Source organism: Desulfobacterales bacterium (genome assembly GCA_034003325.1).
Classification (GTDB): domain Bacteria; phylum Desulfobacterota; class Desulfobacteria; order Desulfobacterales; family JAFDDL01; genus JAVEYW01.
In genome coordinates this window covers 18,201-41,054 of record JAVEYW010000004.1, presented here as the reverse complement: position 1 = coordinate 41,054, position 22,854 = coordinate 18,201, and the positions used below count along the sequence as shown (strand labels likewise).

The 22,854-nt window shown below is 50.2% G+C and carries 15 protein-coding genes; 14 read left to right on the top strand and 1 reads right to left on the bottom strand.

Translation table 11 applies throughout. The features are described from left to right. The first annotated feature begins 16 nt into the window (after positions 1-16). Together RBT11_05210 and RBT11_05205 are read left to right on the top strand one after the other, a co-directional pair. On the top strand, positions 17-3,037 hold the full coding sequence (locus tag RBT11_05210) for an efflux RND transporter permease subunit (GenBank protein MDX9786146.1): 3,021 nt from the start codon (positions 17-19) through the stop codon (positions 3,035-3,037). Continuing rightward, entirely contained in the window at positions 3,034-4,356 is a 1,323-nt protein-coding gene (locus RBT11_05205) for a TolC family protein (protein MDX9786145.1), read from the top strand. The genes RBT11_05210 and RBT11_05205 overlap by 4 nt, the downstream gene beginning before the upstream one ends. A 36-nt stretch (positions 4,357-4,392) precedes the next feature. Here RBT11_05205 and RBT11_05200 read toward each other — a convergent pair whose 3' ends face one another. Further along, on the bottom strand, positions 4,393-7,551 hold the full coding sequence (locus RBT11_05200) for a sigma 54-interacting transcriptional regulator (protein MDX9786144.1): 3,159 nt from the start codon (positions 7,549-7,551) through the stop codon (positions 4,393-4,395). Positions 7,552-7,861: 310 nt separating this feature from the next. On the opposite strand from RBT11_05200, the gene bzdN reads away from it, so the two are divergent. The 12 genes from bzdN (at position 7,862) to RBT11_05140 (ending at position 22,851) form a co-directional block, all read left to right on the top strand. After that, positions 7,862-8,989, top strand: coding sequence for a benzoyl-CoA reductase, bzd-type, subunit N (gene bzdN / locus RBT11_05195; GenBank protein MDX9786143.1), 1,128 nt, complete (start codon positions 7,862-7,864; stop codon positions 8,987-8,989). Between the two features lie 47 nt (positions 8,990-9,036). Continuing rightward, positions 9,037-10,380: a benzoyl-CoA reductase, bzd-type, subunit O gene (gene bzdO, locus RBT11_05190; GenBank protein ID MDX9786142.1), complete on the top strand. Its 1,344-nt coding sequence runs from the start codon at positions 9,037-9,039 to the stop codon at positions 10,378-10,380. Positions 10,381-10,622: 242 nt separating this feature from the next. Continuing rightward, positions 10,623-11,402, top strand: coding sequence for an acyl-CoA dehydratase activase (locus RBT11_05185; protein MDX9786141.1), 780 nt, complete (start codon positions 10,623-10,625; stop codon positions 11,400-11,402). Between the two features lie 99 nt (positions 11,403-11,501). Then, positions 11,502-12,392 carry a benzoyl-CoA reductase, bzd-type, subunit Q gene (bzdQ, locus tag RBT11_05180; GenBank protein MDX9786140.1) on the top strand — a complete coding sequence of 297 codons (891 nt, stop codon included), beginning with the start codon at positions 11,502-11,504 and terminating at the stop codon, positions 12,390-12,392. Positions 12,393-12,593: 201 nt separating this feature from the next. After that, complete coding sequence (locus tag RBT11_05175) at positions 12,594-13,043, top strand: OB-fold domain-containing protein (protein MDX9786139.1); 450 nt, start codon at positions 12,594-12,596, stop codon at positions 13,041-13,043. A 25-nt stretch (positions 13,044-13,068) separates the two neighbouring features. Further along, positions 13,069-14,238, top strand: a complete 1,170-nt coding sequence (locus RBT11_05170) for a thiolase family protein (protein ID MDX9786138.1) — start codon at positions 13,069-13,071, stop codon at positions 14,236-14,238. Between the two features lie 493 nt (positions 14,239-14,731). Continuing rightward, positions 14,732-16,834 carry a molybdopterin-dependent oxidoreductase gene (locus tag RBT11_05165; protein MDX9786137.1) on the top strand — a complete coding sequence of 701 codons (2,103 nt, stop codon included), beginning with the start codon at positions 14,732-14,734 and terminating at the stop codon, positions 16,832-16,834. Between the two features lie 65 nt (positions 16,835-16,899). Continuing rightward, a complete protein-coding gene (locus RBT11_05160; protein ID MDX9786136.1) occupies positions 16,900-18,996 on the top strand; it encodes a molybdopterin-dependent oxidoreductase in 2,097 nt (698 codons plus the stop codon). 37 nt (positions 18,997-19,033) lie between these two features. After that, complete coding sequence (locus RBT11_05155; GenBank protein MDX9786135.1) at positions 19,034-20,560, top strand: AMP-binding protein; 1,527 nt, start codon at positions 19,034-19,036, stop codon at positions 20,558-20,560. A 29-nt stretch (positions 20,561-20,589) separates the two neighbouring features. After that, positions 20,590-21,354: an SDR family NAD(P)-dependent oxidoreductase gene (locus tag RBT11_05150; protein MDX9786134.1), complete on the top strand. Its 765-nt coding sequence runs from the start codon at positions 20,590-20,592 to the stop codon at positions 21,352-21,354. A 45-nt stretch (positions 21,355-21,399) separates the two neighbouring features. Next, positions 21,400-22,146, top strand: coding sequence for a 3-oxoacyl-ACP reductase FabG (gene fabG, locus RBT11_05145; GenBank protein MDX9786133.1), 747 nt, complete (start codon positions 21,400-21,402; stop codon positions 22,144-22,146). A gap of 54 nt (positions 22,147-22,200) precedes the next feature. Next, complete coding sequence (locus tag RBT11_05140; protein MDX9786132.1) at positions 22,201-22,851, top strand: FmdE family protein; 651 nt, start codon at positions 22,201-22,203, stop codon at positions 22,849-22,851. Positions 22,852-22,854: the final 3 nt, after the last annotated feature.

The window sequence follows — 22,854 nt, the reverse complement described above, 5'->3', positions numbered from 1 at the left end:
TGAAAGCAAGGTAATAATGAATATATCCGACTTTTCATTGAACAACCGGACCACTGTGATGGTCGTTATGGCGGCGATTTTGATCAGCGGCCTGCATGCCTACCTTCGATTGGGAAAAATGGAAGATCCCGCGTTTACCATCAAGACCGCCCTGATCGTCACACCCTACCCCGGTGCGTCTCCCCATGAGGTGGAGCAGCAGGTTACCCGCGTGGTCGAAACGGCGGTCCAGAACACCGACGAGGTGGAGCATATCCGCTCCTTTTCCCGGGCCGGCGTGTCCATGGTCTATGTGGACATGTACGAGCATAATCGTGCCGATGCGATTCAGCAGTTGTGGGACATGCTCCGCCGCAATGTCCAAAGGTGCCGGCTTCCGCCCGGGGCCGGGCCGTCACAGGTCTACGATGATTACAGCGATGTTTACGGTATTTTTCTGGCTTTGACGGGCGAGGGTTTTACCACCGCGCAGTTGCAGGATTACGCCGATTTCATCAAACGGGAATTGATGCTGGTGCCGGATGTCAAGCGCATCGAACTGTTCGGCAACCGAACCGAGCAAATCACCATTCAAATTTCCCGTGCTAAATGCGCGGGCCTCGGTATCGCACCGGAACAAATCATCAACGTGCTCAACCCGCAAAATGAACTAGTGAACGCCGGTTCCATGGAGATCGATGCCAAACGCCTGCGCATTCAAACCACCGGTGCCTTTGGCGGGCCGGCCGACATTGCCGGACTGCTCATCCAGGACCGGACGGGCAGCCAGATATTACTAAAAGATCTGGCCGACATCTCCCGGGGCTATGTGGAACCGCCCGAGCCCATGATGCGGTTCAACGGCCGGCCGGCCATCGGCATCGCCATTGCGGCGGCCTCAGGGGCCAATGTCGTCACCATGGGAGATGCCATTCAGGCCCGAATCGATGAACTGATGGCGGATCTTCCCGTCGGCATCGCTCTGGAGGGGGTGTACTACCAGTCGCGGCTCGTCAAGGGCGCCATCAAACAATTCATGACCAATCTTCTGGAATCCGTGGGCATCGTGATCGCGGTGCTTCTGATCTCCATGGGATTTCGCAGCGGTCTGATCATTGCCGGGAATCTGATCCTCTCGATTTTGGGGACGCTCTTGGTCATGCAGATCTGGTGTATCGAACTGCAGCGCATCTCCCTTGCGGCGCTCATCCTCGTAATGGGCATGATCGTGGACAACGCCATTGTGGTGACCGACGCCACCTTGACCCGACTGCAACAGGGGGAACTGCGCTGGAATGCCATCGCTCAGCCCCCCCGGATGACCGCATGGCCGCTGTTGGGGGCCACGGTCATTGCGTGTCTTGCGTTCCTGCCCATCTTCGTGGCGCCCGTCAATGCGGGGGAATACTGCGCCAGCCTGTTCCTCGTGGTGAGCATCGCGCTCATGATCAGTTGGGTTTTGTCCATGAGCCAGACGCCGGTCTTCTGCTATTATTTTCTCAAGGTATCGCCGACAAAGGGCTCAAAAGCCCCGCACTCCGGGCTTTCCTACCGCCTTTATCAGCGGATTTTGAGCACGGCTTTGACGCACCGGACCCTGACCCTGCTGATTATGGCCGGGTTACTGGCCGCCGGCGGCTTCGGTTTTCAGCGAGTCCCCCAATGGTTCTTCGCCGAATCGGACAGAGCCCAGTTTTTTATCGACTATCGCCGTCCCGAAGGCACCCGGATTCAGGCGATGGCGGACGACCTTGCGATTTTGGAAGCCCATCTGGGTTCCCTGCCCGAGGTCAAGGAATATGCGGCCTGTATCGGCCAGGGGGCGCCCCGCTTTACCGCCCCCCTCACCCCGCCCCCGCCGGCAGCCTGTTTCGGACAGATGGTGGTCAATGTTCATGATTACAACAACATAGACGTCCTCATCGAACACCTGGAAAGCTGGTTCATGGAACATCTGCCGGACGGCGAGCCCCATATGTGGAAACACATCACCGGCCCCACGGCCGATTACAAGGTGGAGGTCCGCTTTTTCGGACCGGACCCCAAAGTGTTGCGTCACCTGGCCGAACAGGCCAAGGCGATTATGCGAAAAGATCCCCGCGCCAGGAACATTTGCGATGACTGGCGGGAACGGGTTCCGGTCTTGGAAACGGTGTTTGCCCAGCAAAAGGCCCGGGCCGCCGGGGTGGAACGGCGCCACTTGGCCGACACCCTCCTGGGGTTGGAAGAAGGGCTGACTGTGGGGCTGTATCGGGAAAAGGACGATCTGATCCCCGTAAAAGTCCGTTTCGACCCGATCCAATCGACGAGCCTGGAAACTCTTCCGGTCTGGGGGAATAAGCCCGCCAGCACCCCCCTTTGCCAGGTAATTAACCGGCAGACGGTCATTTGGGAGGATCCAATCATCTGGCGATACGATCGGCGGCGGGTAATCCGCGCGCAATGTGATCCGGTCCGGGGCGTCACCGCGGACACCCTTTTAAAACGCCTGCGGCCGGCCATCGAGGCGATCCCGCTACCGCCGGCCTACTCCCTGAGCTGGGAGGGGGAAGATGAGTTGTCACGAAGGGATATCGCAGGCCTTCAGAAGTTTCTGCCGGCAACCCTTATCGGCATGAGCCTAATCCTGGTATTCCTCTTTAACTCCGTTCGAAAACCCTTGATCATCATTCTCACCGTCCCCCTGTCCATTGTGGGGATTGCGCTCGGGCTGCTGGTATTCAGAATGCCCTTCGGTTTTCTGTCCATGCTCGGAGTTTACAGCCTCATCGGCATGCTCATCAAAAACGCGGTGGTGCTCATCGACCAGATCACTGTGGAAATCAAGGCGGGTAAAGCGCCGGACCGGGCCATCATGGATTCCTGCACCAGTCGCATGCGCCCGGTGATGATGGCCTCCATGACGACAATCCTTGGGATGATTCCTCTGGTGAGCGATGCCATGTTCGGCTCCATGGCGGTCACCATCATGTGTGGCCTCGCCTTTGCGACCTTGCTGACGCTCCTGGTGGTGCCGGTGCTCTATTCCCTCTTTTTCAGACAGGAGAATATCGCATGAACAAGATTTTGGTAACCGGTATCGCCGTTATTCTGGCAATATCAACAAGCGCCGGTGCGGAAGCGCAAAAATCAGCTATCATACCCTTTCCGGCCCTCACGCTTCAGAAAGCTGTCGAAACGGCAGTTGAACATAATTCCCGAATCAAGGATGCCACAGAACAGCGGAACCGCTCGATAGAATACAAAAAAAGTGCGATCTCCGACTTTTTTGCCAAGGCCGAAGCCAATTACCGCTATACGCGGATGCGTAACGCCCCCTATGTTCTCATCGGCGGCGCGCAAATACAGACGGCCCATGACCGGCTGAACCATTGGGATGTTTCACTTGTTCAGCCGGTTTTCACCGGATTTGCACTATCGTCCCAATATAGAATCGCCAAAAACAATGTGGAAATTGAAACCTGTGAACGGGAGCAGACCCTGATCGATCTCGTTCAACAGGTAAAGGCGGCCTTTTTAAATGCGCTGCTGGCTGAAAAGATACGCAATGTCACGGAAGAGCAGGTAAGCGCCCTGCGCGGGCACACCGAGGATGCCAAAAAATACTACGACCAGGGCATCATTCCGCACAACGATCTGCTAAAATCTCAGGTGGCCCTGGCCAATGCCCTCCAGCAGCAGGAAAAGGCAAAAGCGGACGTAATCCTGGCGATATCCCGTCTGAATCTTCTCATGGCAACCGACATGAATACTGAACGAACGCTTGCAGAACGCAAGATCGGCCCCGTTTTCAATTTTAACATGGATGCCTTGGTTAAAGAGGGCCTGAAAAACAGGCCCCTGCTCAAAGCGCTGCGGCTGGGGTTGGAGAACCAGGCATCCGCCGTGACATTGGCCAGAAGCGATTACTATCCCCAGATCTCCCTGGTCGGCATGGTTGAACAAAACGGCGAGGATTGGGCGGAATCGAACAATGATTTCAGTAACCCGCATAATGCCGCCATTGCGTTTTATGCAAAATGGACCTTTTTCGAATGGGGAAAAACCCGGTTCCGGGTGTCCGGGGGGCTGCACGCAAAAAACGCGCTGGCGGAACGAATCCTCGAAGTCGAAGACGGGGTCCGGCTCGAAATTCAAAAAGCCTATCTGGATCTTGACGTCTCCCGCAACAACATTCAAACCGCGGAACAAGCCCTGGAACAGGCCGAAGAAAACTGGCGGATCACGAAACTCCAGTACGATCAGCAGGTGGTAAACTCTACTGAAGTGCTGGACGCCCGGGCATTTCTGACCCAGGCGGACACCAACTACTATCACGCGCTTTACGGGTGCATGATATCCTTAAGTGAATTGGAAAGAGCGGTTGGGAGAAGATAACAGGGCTGTTGGTAAGAATTGAAATAGGTGATCTTGTCAGCGACCGTTTTTATTTTTTATCGCCAATTTTTTAATACGGTATTCGAGGGTAGAGGGCTTCATCCCCAAGATTTTGGCGGCCCCTTGTTCCCCCCGGATTCTGCCCCTGCAATGATCCAAAACGCTTGTGATGTGGTTTCGTTCGATTTCCTCAAGGGACCGCAATTCGGTTTGGGCCGGGGCCTCTTTTTCATGCGAAACGGGCCGGGTCTCGGCAAAATCGGTAATGGTGAGGCGCTCATTTGCTGAAAGTATCACCGCTCGTTCGGTGTAGTGTTCAAGCTCTCTGATATTTCCGGGCCAGGAGTAGTCGAGAAGCTTTTTCATCTCGGTGTCCGGTATGCTTTTGATTTTTTTCCGGTGCTGCTCGGAGTATTTCTTTAGAAAATGGTGTACAAGGCCTGGAATGTCTTCCTTCCTTTCCCGTAATGGAAGAATATGAATGGGAAAGGTGCTGATACGGTAGAACAGGTCGGAACGAAAATTCCCCCTGGCGACCATATCCTGCAAATTTCGATTGGTCGCCACGATCAGGCGAAAATCGGAGCGGACGGTCCGGGTGCCTCCCACGCGTTCAAACTCACCTTGTTCCAGAACCCTGAGGAGTTGAACCTGGGATTCCATGGAGAGATCGCCGATTTCGTCCAATAAAATCGTGCCCCCGTCGGCCATCTCAAATCGTCCCGCCTTTGACCGTTCCGCCCCGGTAAAAGCGCCTTTTTCGTAGCCGAACAACTCGCTTTGTAGGAGGTTTTCATTGAGAGCGCAAATGTTGACGGCGATAAAAGGCCCGTCCGCCCGTCTGCTCAGATGATGGATGGATTGAGCGATTAATTCTTTCCCGACGCCGGTTTCGCCGTGAATAAGCACGGTGGCATCTGTGTCCGCAACCTTTCTGACTTTATTCAACACGTCTGTAATCGCTTTGCTGGCGCCAATCAGTCTGGGGAAGTCCTTGTGCGTTAAGGTTTGTTTTTCAAAAAAAGAATTTTCCCGGCCCTTATCTTTTATGTGCTGCAATTCCTTGGCAAGAGACACGCTTTTCAGGGCAAGTGTTATTTGGGTGGCGATTGCGGTCATCAACACCAGGTCTTTTTTCTGGAAGACGCCTTTGAGGAGGCGGTTATCCGTATAAATCAGACCGAAAACGCTTTCGTTCAACACCAAAGGCAAGAGCGCGAGCGACTTTATGGGTGTCGTATCCTGGAACAGGTTGAAAAATTTCGAGTTTGTTTTAAGGTTGGAAATGATTAAGGGGCGTTCACGTTTCAAAACGGTGCTTATAAACTTTGGCAATGGGTTTTTATTGAAATAGTCAAGCTCTTCCGGGATAAAATTACGAGCGGCGGCAATTTTCAATACGACATTCGAACCTTCACCATCGTTTAACAAAATAACCGAACGTTCTGCCCCGAACATATCGGTTAGAATGGTCACCACTTTTCCCAAATAGGCATTATAGTCCGGCAGGGAATCAGTGGCAGCGGCCAGTTTTGAAATGCCATAAGACAGGCGCATCTCCTTCGGCTGTTCTTGAACCAGGAACAATAACCCTGAAGGGAACCAATCCATATCGATTTCCGTCAGCGAGCGATAGGCGATATTGGCGGCCTTTTTTGCGCTGAGGATATCCCCCTTTTCAACAAACCATCTGGCCAGTTCGATTTGTGTTTTCGCCAGTTCGATGCGGGCACCGGCTTTTTTGAGAAGGTCATGACTTTCGTTCAGCAGCGGTTCAATCTCTTCAACGGATGCTCCGGACATCTGCTTTACGATTGCCTGATATCTTAATGCCACTCCTCTCATGGTAATATCCGGCCAATGGAGCAATCGATTTAATTCAGAGATAAAAGAATATTCCTCGATATCAAGGTCGGCTCTATGAAGAGACCATAAAATCTCAATAATTAATGAGGACGGGTGGTGATGCTGGCCCAATTTCATCGCAAGATGAATTGCCGAAACCAGCTCTCTTTTGGCTTCTGGTAGATTCCCTTTAGAAAAGTATTCATACGCTCTGCATGCTTTGGCCATCCGGAGTATCAGATCACTGCCGGTCGTTTCTCCTATGGACAATGCTTTGCGGATATGCGGTTCGGCGTCTTCAATTTGGCGCGCCTCCAATAATATCGCGGCAATCACGGCATGGGCGTAGCCCTGTGTTTTAAGATGATTTTTAGCTGCCGCCCGCTCTCTGATGGCTTCGGCCAGGCCCACGCCACGCGCAACGCGGCCCGTTTTGCCGTAACAATGCGCCAGCATAAGATTGGCCCAGAGATCCCGCAGGTCAGGTGAAATCTGCTCCACGTTTCCAAGTGTAATTTCGTACATGTGGATGGCCTCTTCCAGTTTCCCTTGCCAGAACAACGATAAGGCAAAAAATTTGGATGCCGTTCTGATTAAATCCTGGTCCCCTGTCCCTTGTGCCAAGCGCCAACCCTCATCATAATGAGGTGATGCGTTTAGGCTGTTGCCTTGAGATTGATGGAGATGGCCGAGGCACAATTCCAGCATCGCCCTTGCTCTGATGTTTTTTCGTGCTTCAGCGATTAAAATTGATTTTTCTATAAGCGGGAAAATCTTTTCAGCCGGGTGAAGATTGACCGCAATGGGGGCATAGGACATAACGGATTCAATTAATAACATGTCCTCCAGTGTGTTCCTGTCTTTCCCCAAAAGACCGGTGATGATTTTGTCATACAGTATAAGCGCCTCAGCCGTTTTATGACCGGCAATTAAATGGTCCGCTGCTTTTTTCATATAATGGGGGTCTTGTTTGCGCCCCCTGAAACGGAGGTAACGTTCCGATAGAATGATTGGTTTGTTTTCATCGTCGGGCAGGTTTCGTTCCAGATAATCGATAATGCCGGATTGGCAGGATATTTTTTGTTCGTCCGTCATGGATTTTAAGATGGGTTTGATGGCGTTTGGGGTGATGAAACAATAGTTGCCTTTTCCCAACTCCAATTTTTCCCCCATAACACCCAGTTTGAGCATTTCATCAAGGAGCACTAAGAGCTTTGAGGGTTTGATGTTGGTGAGTTCCAACACATGATCCAATGAAAAGGTATCCCCTAAAAGAGCCGCTACTTGCAGGGAATACAGGCTTTGTTGATCTAACCCGCTTAAGAGAATAGCAAACGCTTTCGTATCCATTTTAATTTCCCCCGGCAAAAAATAATAAAAACCGAATCCGGCATGGCGAGAGTTGGTTGTACCGAGTCATGCGCGCTTTTGCCTTTTTAACATGAGCTTTAAAATTTGAAAACACAATAATTGGGGGGTAAACACAAAATATTGTGGATTTGTCCTGAGCAGATGGCGCTAAGAATATTTTTTTGCATTATAACAGCATGTTAAAAATTTGGCAGGGTATTTGCTTCTATTCGTTGTTATCGTAACCATCGTAACTACCGTTTAATGGCGGATCGAACGTTTTATTTCCAAAGGTTTATGGAGGTGTCTGATGATTGAGGAATTTCAGCAGGTTTATGAGAATCGGCATGAATATGCCAGGAAGTGGAAAGAGAGAACTGGTGGAAAGGTGATGGGGTATTTATGCACCTATGTACCGGAGGAAGTATTATATGCCGCCAATGTCCTTCCCGTGAGACTGTTGGGAGACCACACGCCTCAAAGCGTAACAGAGCCGCACCTATTCGCCATGTACTGCCCTTTCTGCCGGGATGTTTTGGCACAGGGACTCAAAGGAAAATATGATTATTTGGATGGCATTGTGATTGCCCAATCCTGCCTTCATATACGGCAGACTTTCAGCAGTTGGCGGGAACACAGGCCCACCGAATTCAGTTATCTGATCCCCATGCCCAACGCGGTTCAGAGCAAAAGCGCGGCTAAATTTTATAAAGAAGAAGTGATCAAGTTCAAAGACGCCGTTCAGGCGTGGGTAGGTAAAGAGATTACGGAAGATGATTTGACCCGGGGGGTTGAAATTGTGAACGGAAACAGAAAATTGATGAAAGCGGTGTATAACCTGAGAAAAGCGGAATGCCCGCCAATGACCGGGACGGAATCCATGTACATGGTCGTTGCCAGCCAGTTGATGGACAAGGAGGCGCACAATCAAATTGTCTCTGAACTCCTTGAAAGGGAGCTATACGACCGGCTTCAGCAGAGAAATACTGGAAAAAGGCTGATGGTTTTGGGAAGCGAAAACGACGATTTTAAATTTATGAATATGGTTGAAAGCGTCGGATCGACGATTGTCATTGATGATCATTGCACAGGAAGCAGATATTTCTGGGATGAAGTGCCCCCGGGTTCCGATCTTCTAAAGGCGATTGCCGACAGGTATATCGCCCGAACCCCGTGCCCGAGTAAGGACTGGCCATTAAGAAAGCGTTTTGACAGAATTCTCGAATTCACAAAAGACTACCATGTGGACGGTGCCATTATTGTACAACAGAAATTCTGTGATCCGCATGAAACGGACAAGGTGGCATTGTTGGATATGTTTGCGCAAAACAATATCCCCACCCTCTGTCTTGAGTTTGATGTAACAGTTCCCTTGGGACCGATGCGCATCCGGGTGGACGCTTTCTTGGAAACCTTGGCCGGGGAAGATCTTTTTTAGAATTAAATTATCATTGGAATTGATATGCCAAAATGGAGGATAAAAACATGCAATTGGATCTGGAAATAAAATATCCGACAGAGCCCATTAAGTGCTGGAATAAAGCAAAAGAACTGCGGGACCAATACTATCGAAATGCTGCAACCGCCCGCGAAAACGGCGGCATCTTATGGTCCGGCGGCGCTCACGGGCTGGATCCGGTTCCGGCCGGATTTGGAAAGAAAGTCTATCCGTTGACGGGCGAGCCCTATGGGGCCAGTGTCGCTTTTGATAAACCCTTTGCTTCCAAGTGTCATGCGGCTGCGGAAGCGGCGGGGTATCCCAGGGATCTTTGTGCCTACATGCGGAATTATCTTGGATCCAAACTGTTAAACCAATATGCATTTGGCGGGTCGTTCCCGGAACCGGATTTTTACTGGCAGTTTCATATGTGCTGCAGCCACGGGAAATGGTATCAGGAAGTGTCCAGAATAGAGGGAAAAGACAAACCTGTTCTGGTTACGGATCTATCCATAGGCCCTTGCTGGAAGAAAAATGAAGAGACCGGTCATTTTTATTACGATCCCCCTGAAAACGGCATACGGTATATCGTCGATCAGATTCATGAGCAGATTGAAAAACTAGAAAAAATATTGAAACGCCCTTTTCAGGATGAACTGCTGTTTGAGGCAGCGGAAAACTATTTTGATATCCTTACCATATGGCCTGAAATATGTATACTCAATCAAGCAATTCCAGCGCCGCTCGATGCCAAGAGCATGTTTACCCTATATTCGCTCTCAACCCTGGACAAGGCCTCGAGGGCTCACGCCGATTTTTACCGGGAACTCCGCGATGAAGTTCAGGACCGGGTGGACCGTGGTATCGGCATGCTGGCCACCGAAAGGTCCCGTGTCATGGATGATATACAACCGCCATGGGGCTTCCTCAAGATTTTCAGATATCTTGAAAGATATGGCTGCATCTGCATCGGTTCCTTTTATAGTATGGGATTGATGTTTTCGTGGGATATCGGAGAAGACGGCATCATGCGAAAACGGCAGACGCCAAGGGAGATGGGCATAGAGATCAAAGACCGTGACCAGTGCCTGGAGATCCTGGTAAGGTATTTAATGACGCAGTTCTGGAGTCAAAACATGCAGGATCATAGATTAAAGGCCTATGTCATGAAACAGATGTATGATCAATGGCACTGCGACGGCGTTATGATCCATTATAATCGTGGCTGCGAGGGATTATCGCTGAATGTGGCTGAACATAGACTGGCCTTGGTGAGCCAGGGGGTACCGGTGATGACCTATGAAGGAAATATGGGGGATGAGCGCGAATTCGACGAAACCGAAACAATGAAGCGGATCGACACCTTCATGGAGACCTTGGGCTTGAAGTAATATCACACCATCTAAATCTAATCCGGCAAAGCCGGATACTGGAATGCTGGGATGCTGGGATGCATAAAAGCCATCTTTCACCTTCGGCGAGCATACACGCAAAGGCGTGCATGTTTCTGGTAAAGGGCCTAAAGGGGTGGTCTTGTAACGAATGAATCCCGAAGATTTAAGACAGAACGTGCGGCGGGTTCTCCCGCGCCCGGAGAATAACTTACGAGATCATAACGAAAGGGATAAGAAAAATGATAACAGTCGGAGTAGATGTCGGGGCCAAAAAAGTTAAAGTCGTTGCGTTGAAAGATAATCAGATTGTCGCTAAGGGCAGCGGCCTGATGGAAATGGACCGGGAAAAATCCATCCGGGATGCCTTTGAGGATACGTTGAAAACGAACGGTTTCAAGGAAAAGGAAATCGATTATATTCTGGCGACCGGCGCCGGCGCCAAAAGTGCGGTTTTCGCCGCCAAGGATACGACGCTGGTGACCAGCATCGCCCGCGGTGTGCATGCAATTGACCCTTCGATTATCACGATTATCGATATCGGCGCCAATGACGCGATGGCCATCAAATGCGATGGCACCGGCAAGGTCGTTGATTTTGCGGTAAACGAAAAATGCGCGGCCGGCGCCGGGTCTTTTGTGGAGGCCATGGCCCGGGCGATGGAGGTTTCATTGGAAGACTTCGTGACGGCCTCCTTGCAGTCCACCAAATCGATTCCCATCAATGCGCAATGCGTTATTTTCGCGGAATCGGAAGTGGTATCGCTGATTCATGAGGAGACGGCCCGAAATGATATTTGCCGAGCGGTTCATGATGCCATGGCCGGCCGGATTTCATCGATGGCAAGGCGCGTGAGAGTCGAGGCGCCCGTGACCGTTACGGGCGGGGTGGCGTACAACGAAGGGATGCTGGATTCCTTGAAAAAAGAATTGGGAATGGACTTTGTCCGCATGGAAAATCCGGAATATATAGCCGCCTATGGGGCCGCGCTGTTGGCCGTGGATACGCTTCAAAAAGCATAATAGAAGGCGGTCACTCTAACAGATTGGATCAGCATGGCTGAAGCGATGAACTCACAGCTAACAGCTTCCGGCAAAGCCGGGTTAAGGGAGATAAAACACATGGAAAATGCGGCAAAAAAAGAAGAAAAAAAAGAATTTTGGAGATGGGACGAATACAACTGGAAGGCTGAGGATAAAGACTGGAGAGATGCCAAGGTCATCAGTGCCGGCGTTGATGTCGGCTCGGTGAGCTCGCAAGCGGTGATTTTATTGGATGGAGAGCTTTATGCGACCGCTAGTATGCGCACCGGCCACAACAGCCCCCAAAGTGCGATCAATGCGATCAATTGGGCCATGGAAGGGACCGGACTCACGCTTGAGAAAATTCATTTTACGGTCGGCACGGGCTACGGCCGGGCCAAGGTTCCCTTTGCCGACAAGGCCGTGACCGAGATCGCTTGCCATGCGCGCGGTGCCAATTTTATGTATGGGCCGACGGTGCGCACGGTGCTGGACATGGGCGGACAGGACTTGAAAGTCATCAAGTGTGATGACCGGGGCAAGGTGCTCAATTTTTCGATGAACGAAAAGTGCGCCGCGGGAACCGGAAGGGGGATGGAGGTAATCGCGGACCTGTTGCGTGTTCCCATTCAGGATATTGGTGAGCTGTCTTTGCAGGTGGATAAAGAGCCGCCGCCAATTTCCAATATTTGCGTGCTGTTTGCCAAAACGGAAGTGATGGGCATGCTGTATAATAAAATTCCCATCAATGAGATTTTGGCGGCATACACGGGCGCCATGGCCAGTCGCGTAAGCGCGCAGATTAAAGAGATGGGTGTTGAAGAGGACTTTGTCATCACGGGCGGCATTGCAAAAAACAGAGGCGTTGTGGAGAGAATCGAACGGGAAATCGGCGTGAAAGCCTTAAAGACGAAGGTCGATTATCAAATCGCCGGTGCTCTGGGAGCCGCTCTTTTTGCCAAGGTTCTGTACGAAAAAAATAAAAAATAAAATCACCGCTTCCTGCCGATGGTTTGGCCGTCATTCTGTTTAAGGCGAACCGACACCCTGCTGCCTGTTATAACGATGTGGCAAACCGCCCATTGCCCTTGGTAACGGCTTTGCGTAGGCGGTGAAAAAGAAGTGACATTGGCATGCGATCTGTGAATTGGCAGCCGGATAAATCAATGAATAGCATGAAAGGAAATATCCATGTCAGCGAAAGAGGAAACATTAAAAAAGAAAAAAAAAGAAAAAGAACCGGATATTATTTTTTTCCGAGAGGATTTACTGGAAGTGCCAACGGATGGCTCTCCGCCCTATCTGAAAGGATACCGCTGTCAAAAATGCGGCCAATTGGATTTTCCCAAACTGGATACTTGCCCGAATTGCTGGGGGAAGGAATACGAGATGACACCACTGAGCCGAAAAGGTATATTATATAGTTTTACGGATATTTATGTCGGCTCACCGCGTGTTAAGACACCTTATATTTTTGGATATATTGATCTCCCGGAGAATGTGAGAATTTTTGCTCAGCTTGAGGGTGAAGTGGAAACATTCAGATGTGGTGAAACGGTGGAAGTGACGACCGGGGTTATCGGTGCGAACAACGATGGATTGCCGATAACAAGTTATAAATTCAAAAAGATTTCGAATTAAAAGGCAAAAATAAGGAGAGCCGCATATGAGGTTGGACAGAGAAGTTTATATTGCCGGTGTCGGGGAAACCACTTTTGGGTTTCATAAAGAAGATTATGACGAATTAGGACGGATTGCCGCGCTTGAGGCGATAAAATCATCCCATATTGACCGGCCCGGTGTGATTCAGAGTGCTTATGTCGGTAATGCGACCAATGGGCTCGTCACCGGGCAGACCGTTCTTAAAGATTTAGGATTGTGTGGCCATTTGCCCATTATCAATGTTGAAAGCGCTTGCTCTGCCGGTGCCATGGCGGTTTATTGCGCTGTAAAAGATGTGGCGACCGGTCTGAGCGATATTTCACTTGCCGTCGGGACTGAAAATCACACCCTTCACAGAGAATCCGGATTCGCTTTTGCCGTGCATCCTTCGGATATCGAGGGAAGGCATGGCGCGGTTATGACCGGAAAGTACGCCTTAAGAGCGCAGCGATGGATGTATGAGACAGGCGGCACCCCCGAAGATCTTGCGATGGTTACGGTTAAAAATAGAAAGCATGCAAAGAATAACCCGTACGCTTTGTTCAAAGGTGATATTACGGTTGAGGAGGTGCTTAACTCCCGAAAGATTGCTTCGCCGTTGACACTGCATCAGTGCTGCGCGATTTCCGATGGTGCCGGCGCCGTCGTGGTTTGCTCAAAGGAGATGGCAAAAAAATTGGGTATCGAAAAACCGGTAAAGGTCGCCGGCGCCGTGTTGTGTTCAGGCCCTTATCACAACCGCCCCAGGGACATTACGGGCGATGATATCATAGAAATGACCGTAGAGAAATTATATGAAGAATCGGGTGTCGGCCCCAAAGAGGTTCAAATCGTTGAGTTGCATGACGCGTTTACCATCGCTGAGGTACTGTACTATGAAGTCATGCAGTTATGCGGAAAAGGAGAATCGTTGAAGTTTCTCCGGGAGGGGCAATCCACCTATGGCGGGCAATGCGTTGTCAGCCCGCGCGGGGGGCTTTTGGCGTATGGCCATCCGATCGGTGCCACCGGGGCTGCGCAGATTGCGGCGAGCGTGAAGCAGATGAGAGGACAGTGCGATGGTTATCAGGTGGAGCCGATCCCCAAGGTAGCCATGACGCATGTAACCGGAGGCGGGCTTTCCGGAACCGAGCACGCGGCATGCACCATGCACATGTTGGTAAGTGCCTGGTAAGTGGATTGTGCGGCGGTTAAGGGGGATGAATAAGTAGGTTTTATGGTAGATCGAAGAAAAGTTTAATATTAACCCGGCAACCAATTACAAAACAGAAAATATAACAATCTTTCCAAAGATGCCTGTGCTTAGATGCTTTAGCCTAAAAAATGCTTTTCTATGCTCAGGTATTAAATTGCCAGGTTAATACATCGGGATATAAAGGAATTACGTCGAGGGATTAAAGGCTTTCGGAAAAAATAAAATACCCCAAAGTACGCATATAGTTAGGGTGGAGTTGTCCGATCTGAAATCGAAAAAAGTGCGGAAATAGAAGATCTATTTTGGGGACTTTTCTATTGAAAAAGGGGCAAATACGACGTCGGCAGGGGATGGAACTTGGAATATATTATTTTTTCCGCAGCCCTAAAGAAGGAGCGAGAAAAACATATCGAACCGCGAATAGTACAACATTCCCCTTGGCTGAGCCGGAGAAAAGGTTGGAGGTAGGGTTATGGAAACAAAAAATGTTTCTCAAAATGAAAACACAGAAACGGTAATAACAGCCTGTGGTATGTGTCAACTGGGATGCGGGGTAAAGGTAACCGTTAAAAACGGCGAGATCGAAAATGTCGTCGGGATAGAAAGCCATCCGCTAAACAGGGGGGGGATATGCCCTAGGCCGACGCGTGCCCGGGAGTTCATTTATCATCCGGATCGAATTAAATATCCAATGAGAAAGCGGAATGGGGGATGGGAAAGAATCAGCTGGGATGAGGCATTGGAGACCATCGTGGATAAACTTAAGCTGACCAAGGAAAAATATGGCGCCAGTTCTTTGGCTATTTGCTTTGGCATGGTTGTTTTGACGCAGGGTACCGGTACCATTAGTTTCATCCGGCGGTTTTGTGATGCCTTCGGTACACCAAGTGTGTTTTCGGTGGACGCCATGTGTTGGCGTGCCCGTTTGGTGGGGACACTTTTGACCTTTGGGAAATATCCTATGCCGGATGTCGAGGAGTCAAAATGCATCATTGTATTGGGAAACAATCCCCACAATTCCGCCTGGCCAGTTATGGCGCAAATTTCTAGAGCGCAGAAAAAAGGCGCCAAATTGATCGTCATTGATCCAAGAACAACTCAAACGGCCAAGAAGGCGGATATGCATATCAAAATGAGGCCGGGCGCAGATGGTGCGCTGCTCCTCGCCATGCTTCATATCATCGTCTCGGAAAAACGTTATGACGAGGACTTTGTCTCGAAGTGGACTCATGGTTTCGACAAACTGGAAGCGCATGTGAAACAGTATACGCCGGAGTGGGCTGAAAAAGTTACCTGGATTCCGGCAACAACGATCAGAGAATTGGCGCGAGTATATAGTTCCGAAAAACCGGCCGTAATCATATCGCCCAACAACACGATTGAAGAGTCGGGCAATGCGACCCAGAATCATCGAGCGATCTCCATTCTGCAAGCTATAACCGGCAATTTTGGTGTTCCGGGAGGTGACGTGACCTTTTCCGGGTCCCCACGAAGCCCCATCAGGCTCGAAGCAATGTTAAAAGAAAAGCCGCTGGGGATGGACCGATATCCGCTTTTTCACGGTTTTTGGGGTAGACTGCTGGGCGAGGGCGAGGGGCAGACCATGCTGGTACCCGATGCTATTTTAAAAGGAGATCCCTATCCGATAAAAACCGTCATTGTTTCCGGCTCTAATCCGCTGATGACTTGGCCTAATTCCCAAAAGGTTCGCCAGGCCTTTAAAAACCTCGATTTTCTGGTGGTGATGGACCTGTTTATGTCCGATACAGCCAAGCTGGCTGATATTGTTCTACCGGCGGCCAGCGGTTTTGAACGGACCGAGATATATGATTTTTACTCCGTTCTTACGGGTATTCCCTATGTCATGTTGAAACGGAAAATCGTTGATATTGGTGAATGTTGGTCTGATATGAAATTTTACCTGGAATTAGCCAAAAAGATGGGCTACCAAGACCATTTTCCGTGGAAAGACACGGATGAGGTATTCGATTATATGTTCAAGCCGACAGGGTTAACCATCAAAAAACTCATGGAAGAATGGCCTGAAGGAATGCCCTTTGGCAAAAAACTGTTCAAGGTGCATGAAACCAAAGGGCGCTTTCCCACACCCTCGGGGAAGGTTGAAATATACTCCAACACGCTTGAGGAATTGGGCCATGATCCCTTGCCCACCTTTACAGAACCACCCGAAAGCCCTTTTTCCACACCGCAACTGTATGGGGAATTCCCCATCATTCTGACCACCGGTGCCAGGCTCAGACCGGTACTTCACTCCATGTATCGGAATGTATCAAAATTGCAAAATCTTACCAAAGGTCCGATAGCCGAAATACATCCGGAGACGGCACATAAGTATGGAATAACAGATGGGGCTATGGTGCAGGTGGAGACCAAAAGAGGCAAAATAGAAATCAAGGCCGATGTTACAGAGGATATTCTTCCCGGCGTGGTCAGTATAACGCATGGTTGGCCACAGTCGAACGTTAATTTACTCACCGATAATGAACCAGTTGATCCAGTTGTGGGCTACCCGTCCATACGGGCGTTACTTTGCCGGATAAGTCCATTATCGTAATCACTTTTCTACCAGATAAAGGTCTGATTTTTATAACTTTAATTTCTAATATCATAGGGGGAGTTATGGCAGGAGACGCAGTTGCTACAGCGCAGAACGATGATGTGGTGACCACCGTCTGTCCGATGTGTCATCAGGGCTGCGGTGTCAATGTCACGCTTAAAGACGGCAGGATAGATAAAGTAACGGGTCTCAAGAGTCATCCCAACAGTAAAGGGGTCGTTTGCGCCAGGGCCGGTAATGCCGATAAATGGGTCCATCATCCGGACAGAATTAAATATCCGATGAAAAAAGTGAACGGATCATGGGAGAGAATCAGTTGGGATGAGGCATTGGATACCATTGCAGCCAGACTGAGGCCGATCAAGGAACAGTTCGGCGCGAAATCCCTGGCCGTGATCTTTGGTTATCCCGTATTGGTTGAGGGTACCTCCACGATCAGCTTCATTCGAAGATTCTGCGACGCCTTCGGAACACCCAGCGTATTTTCCGTGGACGCCATGTGTTGGCGAAGCCGGTTGGTCGGAAGCATTTTGACATTTGGAAATTATGCGGTTCAGGATCTGGATGAGAGCAAATGTATCTTTGTTTGGGCGCATAATCCCCACCAGTCCGAGCAAACCGTCGGGCGGCAGATTCTTGAAGCGCAAAAAAAAGGCGCCAAAGTGGTCGTCATTGACCCGAGGCGGACCCAAACGGCCAAAAAAGCGGATATTCATGTCATGATTCGGCCGGGGACGGATGGCGCTTTGTTGCTGGCCTTCATGCACGTTATCATAACCGAAGGCCTTTACGATAAGGCGTTTGTCGAGAAATGGACCTACGGATTCGATAAACTGAAACTGCATGTGGACTCCTTTACACCGGAATGGGCGGAGAAGATTACCTGGATACCGGCCAATCAAATCAAAGATCTTGCGCGGATGTATGCCTCTATCAAACCCGCAACCATTCTTTCGCCTCATAACGCCATCGAAGAATCGGGGAATGCGGTTCAGAACCATCGTGCCATTTCGATTTTGCAGGCGATTACAGGGAATTTTGGCGTTCCCGGCGGCGATATTGTGTTATCGGGCGTCCGCAGGAGTCCGATCAGACTGGAAGAAATGTTGAATGAAAAGCCTTTGGGATGTGATATCTACCCGCTTTTCCATAGCGTATGGGGAAGACTGCTGGGCGAAGGTGAAGGGCAAACCATGCTGGTTCCGGACGCCATACTGGCCGGAGAACCCTATCCGATCAAAGCGGCGATCGTCTCATCATCCAATCCGTTGCTGAGTTGGCCGAACTCCGCGAAGGTTCGTCAGGCCTTCGAGAAACTGGATTTTTTGGTGGTGATGGAAATGTTTGAGACCGACACGACGCGGCTTGCGGACATTGTTCTTCCCGGTGCCACCGGGTTTGAACGCCAGGACATCTTTGATTTTTATAACGTGCTGTTTGGCCTTCCGTGGGCGATGTTGAGAAAGAAAGTACTGCAGGTAGGGGAATGCTGGTCTGCCATGAAATTCTATCTGGAACTGGCGAAAAGGATGGGTTTTGAGGAATATTTTCCATGGAAGAATACGGATGAGGTGATAGACTATATGTTCGAGCCCAGTGGGCTTTCCATTGGTAAAATGGCGGAAGGCCCCCCTGAAGGCATGCCTCTGGGTAAAAAGAAATACAAAGACCATGAAGGCCGCGGGTATTTTTACACACCATCCAAAAAAGTGGAAATTTATTCAGAAACACTGGCGGAACTAGGGCATGATCCCTTGCCCACATACAAAGAACCGCCGGAAAGTCCCATCTCCACCCCCGAACTGTTCAGGGAATATCCGATCATCCTGACAACCGGCGCCAGAGCTGCACCGGTTCACGGCTCAGCCTATAGAAACATCGATAAGCTGCGAAACGCGGCGAAAGGGGCTGTTGCGGAAATCCATCCCGATACGGCTGCTGAGTACGGAATTGGCGATGGCGATATGATGGTCGTTGAGAACAAAAGAGGCAAGATTGAGATAGCCGCCGCTGTCGCTGACGACATTCTCCCGGGTGTTATCGCGATAACGCATGGGTGGAGCGCCAATGTAAATTTGCTGACGGATAACAGCCCGGCTGACCCCATAACCGGCTTCCCATCAATGCGGGCATTGCTTTGCCGAATCCGAAAAAAATAGAGGACATGAGGTTATGCAGTGGAGCGTTGGAAAAATAATGAGCAAACGGGCAATGCTGGCGCCCCAAAAAACAGCCGTCATATTTGAAGATGAACCCGTTTCATACCGGGCGCTGAACGATGAGGTTAATCAGCTATCACATTTTTTCCAGGATAAAGGGTTAAGAAAAGGGGATCGCATTGCCGTGAACCTATTTAACTGTCCTGAATTTTTGGCGTGCTACTTTGCCGCAGCAAAACTGGGGCTCATTTTAGTCCCATTGAATTTCCGGATGGTTTCAGGGGAATTGGCCTATCAGATCAATAGCTGTGACAGCAGAATGCTCCTATTTCATGATGAGACGCAAGAAGAGGTAGCGCCCATTCGATCTTCTGTCGCGGTTGACTCGGATAAGTTCGTCTGGCTGCGATCTTTCGGATCGAATTTTGATACCCCTCCCGAATGGGCGATGGATTATCACGACGTTATCAGCGGGTATCCAAAGACGGAACCTGTGCCGGATGCACCGATTGATTTGGATGATCCCCTTCTGATTCTGTATACTTCCGGAGTCACCGGTGACCCCAAAGGCGCCGTCATTTCACACGGCCAAACCTATTTCAAGAGCTTTCAGTATATTTTTTTCTCCGACATGCGAGAGGACGATGTGTTTTTATCCCAGGCGCCCCTTTGCCATTCGGCGGGGCTCGCGGGTGCGGCGACAACGGGATTGTGCCGGGGCGTTACACTGCTGATGCGTAAAAAATTCGATGCCGAGCGATTTGGAAAGGACATTGAGACTTACCGCGCAACCATTGTTTTTGGTCTAACGACCATGTTTCGCTTTGTTCTGGAAACCGGTGTGCTGGACCGGGTGGACCTCAGCAGTGTGCGGGTGGTGCTCGGCGGCGGGGAAAGGACGCCGGTCACGTTGTTCGAAAAGCTTGCTGAAAAAGGGCTGTATTTACAAATGGGTTTCGGGCTGACGGAAAATTCCGCGATGACGCTGATGCCGAAAGAATTTGTTTTCCCCAAGATGGGTGCTTGCGGGTTGCCCAATTTCTTTTCGGACATGTGGGTGGAAGATGAAAAGGGCGATCGATTGCCCGCGGGGGAAATCGGCCATATCGTTGGGAGCGGTCCCAACGTGATGACCGGCTACTGGAACATGCCGGAAGAAACCGCCGCCACCATCGTGAACGGCAAGATCTTCACAGGGGATCTTGGGTATATGGATGAGAGCGGTTTTCTATACATTGCCGACAGGGCAAAAGACATGTACCGAAGCGGCGCCGAGAATGTTTATCCGGCCGAAGTGGAGCGTATATTGGCGGATCATTCCAAAATAGCGCATGTCGCCATCATCGGCGTGCCGGATGAGAGATGGGGGGAGACTGGAAAGGCCTTTATTGTTTGCAGGGAAAATGAAACGTTGACCAAAGAAGAGGTGCTGGAATTTCTAAAGGGAAAGGTGGCACGATATAAGTTTCCAAGGCATGTTCAATTTGTTGATTCTCTACCGATGACGGCTTGGGGAAAAGTGAAAAAGGGGGAATTGAAACGTTTGGAAATTGGGATATATTAAAATCTTTTTTCGATCATTGAAGGAGCGTAATGATGCAAAACACATCAAATGAAGTGGTGCTTATAAACGGAGTCTCCGACGAAGTTGGGAAAAGCATTGGTTTGAGCTTCGGGAAAAAAGGCGCAAAAGTGGTGGTTGTCGGCAGTGATAAGAATTCGGTGGACCAAACCGTCGCGCAGATCAAAGAGGCCAAAGGAGAAGCGATCGGATGTGTTGTGAATCCATCCAATGAGGGTGAGGTGAAGGCGGCGGTGAAGAAAGCTGTTGACACTTATGGAAAACTCGATGTGCTGGTGAACAATATTGCGGTAAAGGCCAATGTACTACAGGGCAAGAAAACGACCGATCTGACCCAGGCCGACTGGAATAAGACGGTAACATCCGGCACGGACCCGTTGTTTCTTTTCTGCCGCGAAGCCGTATCGGTCATGCGGGAAAAGAAATATGGGCGAATTATTAATATTGGCAGCCTATACTATCTTGGATGGCCGAAAGTGGCGAGTCTTTCCGCCGCGAATGCGGCAATTTACGGTTTTACCCGTGCGTTGGCGCTTGAAACCGCCATCGACAATATCACGGTAAACTCTATCGGCGTTGGCGATATGGCGGATGCCGGCTTATCCGAAGAGGAAACGGCCAAGCTGAAGGGCAGCATTCCGATGGCGCGGCTCGGCAAGCCCGAGGATGTTGATAACGCTGTTGAGTTTATTGCATCGCGATCCGCCAAATACATTACGGGGCAGACACTCTTTGTTTGCGGCGGAAAATGCATCCATTTTTCTATGTCGATATGATGCATCGTAAATCAAAACTATCCGATAATAATGGAGGAATATAAAATGGGCATTGAAAATAGGGTCGCACTCATCACCGGATCTGCAAGTGGTATGGGAAAACAGACCGCCCAACGAATGGCGGAAAAAGGCGTTAAGGTGGTTATCAATGACGTGGTGGTCGAAAAAGTTGAAGAGACGGTGAAGGAGTTCAAGGCAGCCGGGTTTGACGTAATCGGGCAGGTGGCGGACATTTCCAATAAGGCGCAGGTAGAGGCCATGGCGAGGGCGGCGGTCGACGCCTTTGGCAAGATCGATATCCTGGTCAATAATGCAGGGATGGAGATTCTTGCGCCGTTGCGGAAGGTCCAGGAAGAAAACTGGGATCTGGTAGTCAAGGTGAATTTAAAAGGCGCGTTTCTGTGCAGCCAAGCAGTTCACGGCCATATGGTAGATAAACAACACGGCCGGATCATCAATATTGCTTCCCGAGCCTGGCTAGGCGGAGCGGGGCAGGTCGCATACTCTTCAGCCAAGGCCGGTATGGTCGGGTTGACGCGGACCCTTGCCCTTGAACTGGGACGAAAAAATATTACGGTCAACTGCATTGCACCGGGATTGATCTATACCCCCATGTGGGACCATGCATCTCCGGAACAGATTGCCGGCTTGTTAAAAAAGCAGCCGACCGGCACCTTTGGGGAACCGGATGATATCGCCAATGCAGTGATGTTTTTTGCCGATGATAAAGCCAGTTTTGTCACGGGGCAGGTGTTTTATGTGTGCGGCGGCAGAAGCCTGTATGCCGGATGATAGTATACCTGTTCAATACCATACGTTTTCAGAATTGATATAACTTGCCAAGCGGTGTGTGGAAATACGTTGGAACCCTTTCATAAATTATTGGCTTCGTCAGTTGAGGCACACGGGCATTTGTGCCCGGGACAGGTCGTTGGAGTGCGCATGGCTGTTCTTGGCTGCCGGCTGATCGGGCTGGATGACCCGAAACGTCACGACCAGATCAAAAAACTGATTATCTATGTAGAGATGGATCGCTGCACGGGAGATGCCGTGGCGCATACCACCGGTGTCAAGCTCGGCCGTCGATCCTTGAAGCATATGGATTTCGGCATTATGGCCGCTACTTTTTTAAACCTTGAAACCCGAAAGGCGTTCCGAATCGTATCCACGGAAGAATCCCGGGACCTGGTGCCGATTTATGCACCGGATATTTTAAAATATCCCGATCAGCAGATCGAAGCTTACAAGCGAATGCCGGATAGTGTTCTGTTCCGGGTTCATGAAGTAGAGGTCATGCTGAGTGAATACGATTTTCCAGGTCCAACCCGGCGAAAGGTAATCTGCAGTCAATGCGGGCAGATGGTGAGGGATCACCGCGAAGTGCAAAAGGATGGAAACATTTTATGCAAAATTTGCGCGGGACAATCCTATTTCAAAAATTCACATGAAGTAAGCTGGCCCGATATGAACTGGATCCCCGGGAAAACCGTGGCGTAACCA